The 12,531-nt window shown below is 45.8% G+C and carries 10 protein-coding genes and 1 other RNA gene; 10 read left to right on the top strand and 1 reads right to left on the bottom strand.

The features are described 5' to 3' along the window. Positions 1-2 precede the first annotated feature (2 nt). The 9 genes from BJU60_RS09845 to BJU60_RS09885 all read left to right on the top strand — a co-directional run bounded on the left by BJU60_RS09845 (position 3) and on the right by BJU60_RS09885 (position 9,386). The gene (locus BJU60_RS09845; protein ID WP_236633718.1) at positions 3-1,211 is read left to right on the top strand and encodes a glycosyltransferase family 4 protein; all 1,209 of its coding nucleotides are present in this window, start codon (positions 3-5) and stop codon (positions 1,209-1,211) included. Beyond that, positions 1,208-2,545, top strand: coding sequence for a glycosyltransferase (locus BJU60_RS09850; protein ID WP_070328708.1), 1,338 nt, complete (start codon positions 1,208-1,210; stop codon positions 2,543-2,545). The genes BJU60_RS09845 and BJU60_RS09850 overlap by 4 nt, the downstream gene beginning before the upstream one ends. A 55-nt stretch (positions 2,546-2,600) precedes the next feature. Then, positions 2,601-3,488, top strand: coding sequence for a YitT family protein (locus tag BJU60_RS09855; protein ID WP_167615727.1), 888 nt, complete (start codon positions 2,601-2,603; stop codon positions 3,486-3,488). A 73-nt stretch (positions 3,489-3,561) separates the two neighbouring features. Further along, positions 3,562-3,786: a preprotein translocase subunit SecG gene (gene secG, locus BJU60_RS09860; RefSeq protein ID WP_012726902.1), complete on the top strand. Its 225-nt coding sequence runs from the start codon at positions 3,562-3,564 to the stop codon at positions 3,784-3,786. Between the two features lie 102 nt (positions 3,787-3,888). Beyond that, on the top strand, positions 3,889-4,629 hold the full coding sequence (locus BJU60_RS09865; RefSeq protein ID WP_070328793.1) for an alpha/beta hydrolase: 741 nt from the start codon (positions 3,889-3,891) through the stop codon (positions 4,627-4,629). Between the two features lie 16 nt (positions 4,630-4,645). Beyond that, entirely contained in the window at positions 4,646-7,060 is a 2,415-nt protein-coding gene (gene rnr, locus BJU60_RS09870) for a ribonuclease R (RefSeq protein ID WP_070328709.1), read from the top strand. Positions 7,061-7,108: 48 nt separating this feature from the next. Next, positions 7,109-7,579 (top strand): SsrA-binding protein SmpB, encoded by a 471-nt coding sequence (gene smpB / locus BJU60_RS09875; RefSeq protein WP_070328710.1) that lies wholly within the window; start codon positions 7,109-7,111, stop codon positions 7,577-7,579. 49 nt (positions 7,580-7,628) lie between these two features. Then, positions 7,629-7,984: a transfer-messenger RNA gene (gene ssrA, locus BJU60_RS09880) on the top strand. A 145-nt stretch (positions 7,985-8,129) separates the two neighbouring features. Continuing rightward, entirely contained in the window at positions 8,130-9,386 is a 1,257-nt protein-coding gene (locus BJU60_RS09885) for a hypothetical protein (RefSeq protein WP_070328711.1), read from the top strand. A 274-nt stretch (positions 9,387-9,660) separates the two neighbouring features. Here BJU60_RS09885 and BJU60_RS15025 read toward each other — a convergent pair whose 3' ends face one another. Then, the gene (locus BJU60_RS15025; RefSeq protein WP_083274100.1) at positions 9,661-10,452 is read right to left on the bottom strand and encodes an FRG domain-containing protein; all 792 of its coding nucleotides are present in this window, start codon (positions 10,450-10,452) and stop codon (positions 9,661-9,663) included. Positions 10,453-11,404: 952 nt separating this feature from the next. Between BJU60_RS15025 and BJU60_RS09890 the strand changes: the two genes are divergently transcribed. Next, positions 11,405-12,490: a hypothetical protein gene (locus BJU60_RS09890; RefSeq protein WP_083274101.1), complete on the top strand. Its 1,086-nt coding sequence runs from the start codon at positions 11,405-11,407 to the stop codon at positions 12,488-12,490. Positions 12,491-12,531: the final 41 nt, after the last annotated feature.

Below are 12,531 nucleotides of genomic sequence, written 5' to 3' on the forward strand. Positions count from 1 at the left end.
CAATGTTAATGGTGTGTCAAAACTATTATCCGGAGATCGGCAGCGCCGGCAACCGGATGCAAAATATTACGCATCTCATGAAAGAACGCGGCTACGAGGTCGAGGTCATCACGGCCGCCCCGTCGTATCCGAACTTCAACTTGTATAAAGACGACCGGTTCTGGAACGACACGGAGCTGAACAACCAACCGTTCATCAAGCGGTTGATCACGAAACAGCGCAAGCATACGTCGAACATGTTGAGCCGGCTCGCCTTGTTCCTCGAGCAGATGATCAAAGGTGTCGCCGCCGTCAGAGCACTCGATACGAAACCGGATGTCGTCTTCGCGACGACCCCGTCTTTTTTTATGGCGTTCGTCGGGGTGTATGCGAAGCGAAAACATGGCGTCCCGTTCGTACTCGACGTCCGTGACCTGTGGCCGGAGTCGGTCAAAGGTGTCGGTGTGTTCAAGTACGACTGGATGCTCACGCCCGCGTTTTGGTTCGAGAAACGTCTCTACAAGTCGGCCGATGCGATCATCATCAACTCGGAAGGCTTCCGCAGCTATTTGCGCCAACGTGGTGTCGACAATGGCATGATCCACTATATGCCGAACTCGATCCGTGTGAGCGAGCGCAACTTGGAGCGGACCGTTCCCGAAGACGACCGGATGGAGATTTTATACGCCGGCAACATGGGGCTTGCCCAAGACGTGTCGCTGTTGCTTGAACTCGCGGAGCGGTTCCGAGACGAGCCGCGTGTCCATTTCAAGCTGATCGGCTACGGTTACCGGAAGAACGAATTGAAAGCAACGATTAAAGCCCGCGGATTCAAGAACTTCCTCTTCCTCGAGGCGATGCCACGGACGGAGGCGTTCCAAGCGATCAAAAATGCCGACGTCGCGTTCGTCAGCTTGATCGACCAAGACGTGTTCGACACGGTCATCCCGGGTAAATTAATCGATTATATGGCGGTCGGCAAACCGATCGTCGCTGCGGTGTCAGGCCATGCGGCGAATGTCATCGAAGCGGCGGAAGTCGGCTACGTGTCACGGAAGCGTGACATCGACGAGATTGAACAGTCACTCAGGACATTGCTCGATCGTCCGGACCTGCGCGATAAGTTCGGGGCGAACGGTATCCGTTACGTGAAAGACAACCTGTGCTGGGAAAACAATATACACGTCCTCGATGACGTGATCGAAAAGTTATTGATGGAGGAACAACGATGAAGGTATGTATGTTTGTTTGGAACCACTTTACGAATGACGCCCGTGTCCTTCGCGAATGCTCGGCGCTCGCCGAGGCGGGGTACGAGGTCGATTTGATCGCCTTGCAAGACCCTAAAAATAAAGATCTTCCGGCCGAAGAGATGCGCCCAGAAGGTTTCCGCGTCATCCGGGTGAAACGTCAACCGTCGATTCTCGTCAACGGGATGAAGGCGTTGAAATCAGTCCGGACGTGGGTGTCGGAGAAGAAGACGCGCCAACTCGGGGCTGGACTCGTCGGGGCGGGATTAGTCATCCTCGCGCCACTGACGATGCTCGGTCTCGGCGCGGCAGCGGGTGCGATTTTGCTCCCGCCGGTCCGTAAAAACATCGTCAACGCGAGCGCGATGCTCGAGATGGTGTTCGCCTCGACGAAGAAGTCGTACGACTTCTATCACGCGAACGACTTGAACACGCTCCCGCAGGCGTTGATCGCCGGCAAACTCGTCAATAAAGGCAAGATCGTCTACGACTCGCATGAGGTCCAGACCGACCGGACCGGTTACGGCTACATCCAAAGTAACCTTGAGGGCTGGTTGTTGCCATACGTCGATTCGATGATGGTCGAGAACCATACGCGTGCGGCGCACAACGAAGAGTTGTACGGTTTCTATCCGTACGTGCTCCATAACTATCCGTTCTACCGTCCGCTCGACTTCTCGCTCCGGAAAGACTTGCACGCCTTGCTCGATTTGCCGCAAGATGAGAAGATCTTGCTCTATCAAGGCGGCGTCCAAGCGGGACGCGGTCTCGAACAACTCGTCTTGGCGGCGAAAGACTTTAAAGAAGGCACGCTCGTCATGATCGGCGATGGGAAACTGAAGCCGGTCATCAAACAGATGATCGAGGACGAAGGCGTCAGTGACCGCGTCAAGATGATTGATAAAGTGCCGGTCGAGGCGTTACCGTACTACACGATGAACGCATATCTCGGTTTCCAGGTCTTGAACAACGTCTGTTTTAACCACTACTCGGCGTCATCGAACAAGCTGTTCGAATACTTGATGGCCGAAGTGCCGGTCGTGTCGTGTGACTTCCCTGAGATCGAACGTGTCGTCGCCGGCAACGACGTCGGCGTCGTCGTCGACTCACACGATCCACAATCGATTGCGGAGGGCGTCAACCGCCTGCTCGAAGATCAAGAACTTTACGCCCGTGTCAAAGAGAACACGAAGACGGCGCGTGAGAAATATAACTGGGATTTGGAAAAAGAGGCACTCTTGAACGTCTACGAAAACGTCGCAGACCGCAAGTTGCCGATTATGAAAGACGGTGCGCCAAAGCCAGTACAACGTTAAGACTGCGGCTTTTGCCGCGGTCTTTTTTATATGCAAAATGGAAAGGGGATTTTTTATGAAACGTCAGCAACAACATCTTTTGCGTCAACAAGTTTGGCAAAAACTCCAATCGATCTCATTGAAGGACATCGCCTGGATCATCGCCGGGTCGTTCATCCTCGCCTTTGGGGTCAACTACTTCACCGTCCCGAACGCCTTCTCGGAAGGCGGCCTGCTCGGGGTCACGATCATCTTGTACTACTTGTTCGGTTGGGACCTCGGTATCACGTCGATCATCGGGAACGGCCTGTTGTTCATCGTCGGCTATAAGTTGCTCGACCGCCGGACGATGGTCTATTCGGTCGTCGCCGTCGTCGCGACGTCGTTCTTCCTCAGCTTGACCCATAACTGGGGCAGCCCGGCCGAGGATAAACTGCTCGCGGCGATTTATGCCGGGATCTTGATCGGTGTCGGCATCGGCATGGTGCTCCGCGTCGGCGGGACGACCGGGGGCGGGGTCATCATCGCCCGGCTCATGGAACGCTATCTCCACATGAGCGTCGCCGTCTCGATGTTCATCATCGACGTCATCGTCGTCGGGGCGTCGGGCTTTTTCCTCGGGGAACAAGTCGTGCTTTATACGCTCATCGCCATCATCATCGGCTCGTGGGTCATCGACCTCGTCGCCGAAGGGTTGAACATCCGGAAAGCCGTCACGATCATCAGTGACAAGCACGAAGAGCTCGCCGCCGTCTTGACGGAGACGCTCGGCCGCTCAGCGACGATCATCCACGGTCACGGCCATTATTCGAAGCAAGATAAGAACATGTTGTACATGATCGTCGACAAGCGCCAAGTCGGTCCGCTCAAGAAAATCGTCGAAGTGACCGACCCTCGTGCGTTCGTCGTCATCCACCAAGTGAAAGAAGTGATCGGGGAAGGGTTCAGCTACCCATCCCGTTAATTTGAAAGCTGGCGTTTTTATCACAACTTCTATATAATAAGAAGCGTGTAAAAAGAAGGAGGAACTGACTATTATGCAAACGATCGCTACAATCAGCCTGCTCGTCGTGGCTGTTTTATTGATTGTCGTCGTACTGCTCATGTCAGGTCGGTCGCAAGGTCTTGGGGCGATTGCAGGTGGCGCGGAGCAGTTGTTCGGCCGCCAGAAAGCACGCGGCTTTGACGCTGTTTTGAACCGAACTGCAGCTGTACTAGGCACATTGTTTTTCATTTTAGGATTACTAGTCGCATCACTATGATGAAAGGCTGATCGTTCTCGGTTTTTACGTGAGGCGGTCAGCTTTTGTTTTTTTGCATTATTTTTTGGGAATAATGGAATGTATGAGGAGTTGACTTGGACGATGAAAGTGAGTGCACCGAAACCGTTCTTCTTCGAAGGCGGACCACGTGCCGTGTTAATGTTACATGGCTTTACAGGATCGAGCGCGGACGTCCGCATGCTCGGTCGTTTCCTACAAAAAGAAGGCTACACGTGCATGGGACCCCAGTACCGGGGACATGGCGTCCCACCAGAAGAGTTGCTCGAATTTGGACCGAACGACTGGTGGCAGGACGTCCAAGACGCCTACCAAGCGTTGAAAGACAAAGGCTACGACGAAATCGTCGTCTGTGGCCTATCGCTCGGCGGCGTCATGTCGCTCCGTCTCGCTTCAGAAGCGAGCGTCAAAGGTGTCGTGCCGATGTGCGCACCGACTGAAATCGATGCCGAGGACCGATTGTATAAAGGAGTCCAGGCATACGCCCGAGAATATAAATCAAGGGAAGACAAATCGACCGAACAAATCGAACGGGAGATGGCGGACTTCAAACCGATGCCGACACTCACCGATTTACGTGCGTTCGTCGAGGAGACGACGTCTCGGCTCGAAGATATCTTCGTACCGGCGCTCGTCATCCAAGGAGCGAAAGACCGCATGGTCGATCCTCAATCTGCACACGAGATCTACGAGGCGATCAACGCGTTCCAAAAAGAACTGCTCATGTACGAGCATTCGGGACACGTGATCACCCTCGACAAAGAAAAAGAGAAACTGCACCAGGACGTGCTCGATTTTCTCGAAACGTTAGACTGGTCAGTGTGAAAAAGGAGGTGTCACGTTGAATTTACGTGACCAACTACTAGAAATCATCCAGGCAAGCGACAAAGCGCTGACTGTAGACCAATTGACCGAGCGTCTTGCGCTCGAGTCGACGGATGCCTTTAAAGAGCTCATCCGCACCTTGAACGAACTTGAAGCGGAAGGCTTGATCGGCCGGACGCGGACGAACCGTTACGGCACGCTCGCCGTGCTCGGCCAAGCGGCCGGGATCATTTCGATCCACCAACGCGGCTTCGGCTTCTTGTCGGTCGAAGGCGAGACAGAAGACGTGTTCTTGCCACCGGACCAATTGAAAGACGTCTATCACGGCGATACGATTCTCGTCAAAAAACGCGAGGATAACCGTGGCAAGACAGAAGGCGTATTGCTCAAAGTCTTGAAGCGCGGCCTATCTGAATTTGTCGGGACGTATACACTCCCGAGCGGCCGCCTCGACCAGTTCGCCTTCATTGAACCGGACGACAAACGCATCAACTTCTGGCCGATCGTCAACACAGACAAATCGCTCGGTGCCGTCGAAGGACACAAAGTCGTCGTCCGCATCACGAAGTATCCGGATGGACGTTTCGCCGGAGCGTGTGACGTCGTCCGTATCATCGGACATAAGAACGACCCTGGCGTCGACATCTTGTCGATCGTCTACAAGCACGGCATCCCGACGGAGTTCCCGGAAGACGTCATCGACCAGGCGAACGCCGTGCCGGAAGAGGCGGACGATAAAGACTTCATCGGCCGTGTCGACCTGCGTAACGAGACGATTTTCACGATCGACGGCGAAGACGCGAAAGACTTGGACGATGCCGTCCACGTCAAGAAACTGAACAACGGCAACTATGAACTCGGTGTCCACATCGCCGACGTGTCGCACTACGTCAAGGAAGGCTCACCGCTCGACGTCGAGGCGTTCGAGCGCGGGACGAGTGTGTATCTCGTCGACCGTGTCATCCCGATGTTGCCACACCGCTTGTCGAACGGGATCTGTTCACTCAACCCGCACGTCAACCGCCTGACGCTCAGCTGTGTCATGGAGATCTCGCCGCAAAACGGGAAAGTCGTTAGCCATGAGCTGTTCCCGAGTGTCATCAAGACGACGGAGCGGATGACGTATACGAACGTCCGTGAAATCATCGAACGTGACGACGAGGAGACGCTCGCGCGCTACGAGCCGTACATCGGTGAATTCGACCTCATGGCCGAACTCGCGGAAGTACTTCGTGCACGCCGTAACTCGCGCGGTGCCATCAACTTCGACTTCGCCGAGGCGAAAGTCATCGTCGACACGGAAGGGAAAGCAGCCGATATCGTCTTGCGCCCACGCTCGGTCGCCGAGAAGTTGATCGAGGAGTTCATGCTCGCGGCCAACGAGACGGTCGCCGAACACTTCCACAAGATGGACGTCCCGTTCATCTACCGTGTACACGATAACCCGAAATCAGACAAGCTCGATTTCTTCTTCGACTTCGTCGCCAACTTCGGCGTGCATATCGAACGCTTCAAAGGCCAAAAAGTCGAACCGAAGACGCTTCAGAAGATCTTGAAAGCGATCGAAGGTCAGCCGGAAGAGCCGGTCATCAGCACGATCATGTTGCGCTCGATGCAACAGGCGAAGTATGACGACGTCTCGCTCGGTCACTTCGGTCTTGCGACCGACTTCTATACGCACTTCACGTCGCCGATCCGTCGTTACCCTGACTTGATCGTCCACCGTCTCATGCGGACGTACGCCTTCAACCAGGACTTGTCGGACAAGACGATCGCCAAGTACGAGGAACGTCTCAGTTCGATCGCCGAACAGACGTCGAGACGCGAACGTCGCTCGGTCGACGCTGAACGGGAGACGCAAGCGCTCAAGAAAGCCGAGTACATGGAGTCACGTCTCGGTGAAGAGTTCGACGGTGTCGTCAGCGGTATCACGAACTTCGGGATGTTCATCGAGCTCCCGAACACGATCGAAGGGCTCGTCCGTCTTCAAACGATGGATGATTACTACCACTTCGACGAGTCACAGCTCATGTTGCTCGGCGAGCGGACGAAACGTCAGTTCCGGATCGGGGACTCGGTCCGGGTCAAAGTCGACGCCGTCAACCTAGACGAGCGCACGATCGACTTCACGGTCGTCGGTATGCCAAAACGTGAACAGACACGTCGTCGCCAACCGACGACGATCAAAGCGACGGAAGGTCGTCCGAAGAAAGACGATAAGCGCGGTGGACGCGGTCGTGACGACAAACGTCCGAAACGCGGTAAGCCAGGCAAGCCTGGACAACCAGGAAAACCGGGCCAAGCGAGCAAGCCGAGTAAGCCAGGTGAGAAGCCGAAATCGTCACAAGGACGTTCGGCGCTCGATCTGAAGAAACAAGACGGTCAAAAACGAACAGGCGACGCGAAACGCGGAGCGAAGAAACGTCGCTGACGGGAGGGGGAGACCCCTTCCGTAATTTGATATAAAGGACTGAGTAATATGGCCAAGAAGAAAGATTCGAACGCGCTCGCGCAAAACCGAAAAGCGTCCTTCGATTATGCGATCGAAGATACGATTGAAGCCGGCATGGTGTTGACCGGGACCGAGATTAAATCGGTGCGCCAGTCGAAGATCAACATCGCTGACGCGTATGTCCGCTTTGACGGTGGCGAGGCAACGCTTCACAACTGTCATATCAGCCCGTTCGAGCAAGGGAACCGGTTCAATCACGAGCCGCTCCGTATCCGAAAGCTATTGTTGCATAAAAAACAAATCAACCAGCTCATCGGCGCACAAGGCCGGGACGGGTATACGATCATCCCGCTCAAAGTGTATCTCAAGAACGGCTTCGCTAAATGTCTCCTCGGCATCGGGCGCGGGAAGAAGAAGTATGACAAGCGCGATGACTTGAAGAAGAAAGACGCGAAGCGTGACGTCGACCGGGCACTCCGGGACCGGCAAAAATACTGACAGCGAGACCTGATTGTGGTATAGTTGTTGTAGTACCAATTACCACCTCGGGGACGTTATGGATTCGACGGGGGTAGGTCGGTCGTATGTGGCGTGTCGAGGGGTCGGCCTCGTTAAAACGCAAACGCCTATAACTGGCAAAACTAACACACAACTCGCAGCAGCCTAAGTGCCCTGCGGATCCTGACATCCATCGCTTGTGTGGATGACTTTCAGGGTCTCAAACTAAGCAAGCTACGCTTCAACCTCGCCGTCTGAGGGCGCGAAGAAGAGATGAATCAGACTGGATGGGACAACGCCTGTTTATCGGCAGTGTCACATTGAGATCCAATAGATAAACTACACACGTAGAAGCATGCGTTACGATGCCTTCGGACGCGGGTTCGACTCCCGCCGTCTCCATTAACTAGGCTTAATTTAAAGTCTTTGAAGGTCAAAACTCTTGAAATATTAGAGTTTTGACCTTTTTTTATAGAGTATTATTGAATTTCATTAAGTATATAGTTAACTTTATATATTCAAACAAGGAGTTTTAGAGGGGGATTTATAAATGCAATTAGAAGACGTTTTTGGAATCTCGCCAGAAATATTAGAAAAATCCTATGTTGATCGAAAATTATTAGATAAAAAAATGCAAAAAATTCTCAAACAAAAAAAACATATAACAATTTACGGATCGTCAAAATGTGGAAAGTCTTGGTTTAGGCAGAAGAACATACCTAAAGCATTAACTGTTCAATGTAGGCATGGAATGAAAATGATAGATATATATGTCGATGCTCTTTCTCAGCTTGAAATTAGATTCAAAGTTGAGGAGTCTTCCGAAAACAGGATCAAAGGGATGATAGAAGCGACGGGAGATTTCGGATTCGCTCTTTTATGTAAAATTACAGGTAAAACACAATTGAGTGGGGAAAAGGTCGGGGTAGAAAAATATGAAATTGTAGGTCAAAATATTGACGATTTAAGATATATTGCAGATATTATAAATCAATCGGAACGAAAACTAGTCATTGAAGATTTTCATTATATGAATTCAAAAGAAAAGGAGAAATTTGCCTACGATTTAAAAACTCTTTGGGATTACAAGTGTTATGTTGTTGTGATTGGTGTTTGGTCACAAAGTGGATATTTAAATACATTAAATCCTGATTTAGCTATTAGAACTAAAGAAATTTCTATTATTTGGGATGTTGAAGATCTTGAACAAGTTATTTTAGAAGGTTCTAGTGCTTTAAATGTTAAAGTCAGTGATAACATTGTAAAGGAAATAGTTAATGATTCTTATGGCAATGTAGGAATATTGCAAAACTTAGTGTACAACTTATTTCAAAATGCAGGAATTAATGAAAAAAATCGAGGTCAGTTTAGAGAAATAAGCGATATGGATTATTATTTAGAAGCTACTAACGAACTCGCTGAAGATTTAAATGCTATATACCAGCACTTTGCAAAGGTTGTTTCAAAAGGTCTTAGGAATAGAGGGAGTTCTGCAACTGAAATTTATGCACATGCATTGGCTGTTATTTTAGAATCGGATGATAATGATTTGATAATTGGTATACATTTAGATGATATATTCCATATCTGTCATTCTCGTCAACCTCGAATTATTAAGCCTAATTTGACTAAAGCTCTGGGTAAAATCGAGGAATTGCAGGTGGACGGTGAGAATAGAGGTCTAGTTTTAGCCTATAACGATAACGAGAAAATTGTTTTAATTATTGATAGACAATTACTATTTTACAGAAAGTATCGAACAGTAAATTGGCCATGGCAAGAATTGATTGATGAGTCAAATAGCTAACTAAACTAATTACTCATCACATTACACTTTCGGGCTTAATTTTTAGTGAATACCAACGCATCTACCAAGACTTTGACATATATCTAGTCCTTTTGGTTGATAAAGCTGGAGGGAATAACCTCTATAAAAAAGGTTGTTCTCTCCAGCTTTATATGGAACGAGCTTGATGTACAATTTTCATTTGATTAAAATTAACGTTTTTGCTTTTGAGATTAGTGAATATAGTAGTATATGATTTAATTACTTTAAGATGATGTTTTATTTTGTGGGGAACTTACCATCTCCATATATCTGAATCAGATGTAACTGAATTGTTTGCTAGTGAAAACCCATCAAGATCTGGATAGATTGTTTCTGTTCTGATATCAAATACTTCGGTAAGGAGTTTCCTTAGTTTCTTTTTCATTTGTGGAGAAATTGCTATGAAAATGTTGGCTGACAAATTTTGTGGAAATTTAAAACTTCCTTTTGAGTTCGATAAAACATCACTATAAAGAAATATAGCGTGTTGTGCTGATATTCTTTGTGATACGATAGTTGGCTCTACAATAAACGGATAGCTACATGAAGGAAGTTTTTTTATACTATCATCGTAATTTAAAGATTCTTCCAGCGAACCTTCGTTCCCTCCTACAAAATTGGAATGAATCCCTAATAACAAACCCGTTTTGTCTTTATTGGAATCAACGCAAAACCACAAAGCAATGAGAACATTTTTGGAAAAATCAACAAATCTAGTTGCAGCTCCATGATGTTGTAATCGCGCTAACAATTCAATATCATTTAACCTTCTACCCTCTAAGAATCCTAAACCCCTATGTCTAGCTCTTTTAAGTAAAGCAGTTTCATAAAAAACTAAGTCTTTTTCTGAAACTGTTTTATTTCCAGAGTTCAAAAGTCTTCTATATGCCCCACTATGTACTGGCCATCTTATATCTCCTTGTCCTCTCCAAAAATTCACATTGAAATTAAAATCATTAGGGTTCTCACTTACCAATTCCATAAGTTCTACAAAAGTTTCAGGTTCTATTATTTCTCCAAATATGGCACTTTTATATTTTTTCATAATTACTCCGATTCTAATTTTAAATTTGTATATATGAATTCTATAATTTTGATATTGTGATGTATACTATCACTTCATTGTTTATAATTCTCTATGTTTTTCTATGTATAAGCAAAATTATAATTGAAGTATCATGCTTATGTTTCTTTAAAGACTAATTAAAATATGTCAAAATCAATCAAGAGAAACTGTTGATGGTAGGTAAATGGCTATGGGATGGAACTTAAAAGTTGCTGAAGCAAAAAGCGAGTATTTAACCGAAACAGATTTGTGGCGCTTTACATAAAAAAATAATGAACGCGACATATGCGACGACTTACAAGAGTTTGATTATGAAGACGTTGCTCGAATGCGCGACCATATTGAGCGATTAAGGTGTAGTGACATTCTAGTAAATTTCGAGGCTTAGACGAATACTTATTATGATTGGATTGTGACTAGCGGATTGCGCTAAGTGAATCAACTTGAGAATTGAGCTCGACCAAAAAACGATGCTCACGTTTCAAACGACACATGAAATTCCGTCCACTTGAAACTCTGAGCGTCTGTTTATTCAATCGAAAAGAAGAATGGGTCAAACTTGTAATGAGCTGTGTGATTTTTTTAAGAAAGTGACTATGCTATATACAATGGGTTTGTTGCCGATTCAATTATATTTATTTGGGATCTATCATAAGTAAATAAAGTTTATAGAAGGATTATTTATGACATTAGTTTAAACTTATTATAAAATTCTTTAAATGTTTTAGCCGTTAGTTTAGTAGCGGTTTATTAAATCTCTCTGCTAGAAACATTCCGTTTTTAAATATAAATTGATAAAGTTTAAATAACGTCTTCTTTTGTATGATTTAATGTGTTTTGAAAAAAATATCAAAGATGTTCTCAGTTATTAAAAGAAATATTTAGTACTATTAGTAATCATGAAAAAGATAATGAGTTATGGGGTGAAATTTTGATTTATACAATAGATGCAAAAGGAAATGGTTTGCTTGAAGTAATGGAAAAACATTTATTGCTAGAAAGTATTGAAATGAATATTGAAATTAATAAAATGTTTCAAAGACTAAATAAAATTTTATTATATAAAGGTATAAATTACAAAGATTTAAAAAACTCATTAGTTCCACAAAAGAACCGCAAAGAGATTTTACTAGTTTTTGATTCTACAAAAATAGAGGAGAGTTTTTATGGCAAAAAAATAATAGAGGATTTATTACCTCAGTTTGGTGATGATTCAATACATAGCGTTAAAGTTGGTGATTATGTTGGGGGACAGGATCAGTCTTCTAATATATTATTATTAAATTTACTTAAGCAGTATATTTTCCTCCCTGAGAGTATAGTTCATTGCACGCAACTATTTTTTGTTTACGTTAATAATTTGTCAGAACAACAATTTGATAAGTTCCAAAAAGTAGGTGAAGAGATTTCTAGTTGCATCGGTGCAGTTAATTTAACATATTCATCGTACTTAAAAGATTATTGCTCTTTTATACTTTCTGGAGTGTTTATAAAGTATAGAAAAAAAGTAATTTCTTCACACGAAGATGATCGAGATGATGAAGATAATATTAATATTACAGGTTATCCTTTTGAAGATTTTAACTATGAAGTGCTAAGCATACCAGAAAATCTTTACGGTGTTTTTTTAAACTATAAGATTGAATGCAATACCACAGAATCGGATAAAAAAGATATTTATTATTCTTTAACATCTATATCGAAAAAACCAAAAAATATTATTGATTTTGATGTACTGATAGAAGACGAAAAGTTATTATATTTAAGAAACGAAAAAAGGGGAGTACTAAAAAGATTAGATTACATGGGTATTTCAAAATCAGAGATAGAATTACGTATTAAGTCAAAGATCGAATCTAGTTATCTGTATAATTTAAATTACTCGAGCGATCATAACGTATCAAAGTTTAATGTACTATTAGAACTTACAGATTTAGAACACGAAATATATAGAGTGGTTATAAGTCTCCATTACATGCTAGAAGAAAAAAAACTACGGGTTATCACATTATATTGACTATGAGGTAATTAGTTGCAGATATCAAATTGTTTTGACGT

The organism is Exiguobacterium aurantiacum (assembly GCF_001766415.1).
GTDB lineage: Bacteria > Bacillota > Bacilli > Exiguobacteriales > Exiguobacteriaceae > Exiguobacterium > Exiguobacterium aurantiacum_A.

Excerpts from the sequence above, each read along its gene's own strand:
- BJU60_RS09845 (WP_236633718.1), top strand. The coding sequence starts at position 3 with ATGTTAATGGTGTGTCAAAACTATTATCCGGAGATCGGCAGCGCCGGC.
- BJU60_RS09850 (WP_070328708.1), top strand. The coding sequence starts at position 1,208 with ATGAAGGTATGTATGTTTGTTTGGAACCACTTTACGAATGACGCCCGT.
- BJU60_RS09855 (WP_167615727.1), top strand. The coding sequence starts at position 2,601 with ATGAAACGTCAGCAACAACATCTTTTGCGTCAACAAGTTTGGCAAAAA.
- secG (WP_012726902.1), top strand. The coding sequence starts at position 3,562 with ATGCAAACGATCGCTACAATCAGCCTGCTCGTCGTGGCTGTTTTATTG.
- BJU60_RS09865 (WP_070328793.1), top strand. The coding sequence starts at position 3,889 with ATGAAAGTGAGTGCACCGAAACCGTTCTTCTTCGAAGGCGGACCACGT.
- smpB (WP_070328710.1), top strand. The coding sequence starts at position 7,109 with ATGGCCAAGAAGAAAGATTCGAACGCGCTCGCGCAAAACCGAAAAGCG.
- BJU60_RS09885 (WP_070328711.1), top strand. The coding sequence starts at position 8,130 with ATGCAATTAGAAGACGTTTTTGGAATCTCGCCAGAAATATTAGAAAAA.
- BJU60_RS15025 (WP_083274100.1), bottom strand. The coding sequence starts at position 10,452 with ATGAAAAAATATAAAAGTGCCATATTTGGAGAAATAATAGAACCTGAA.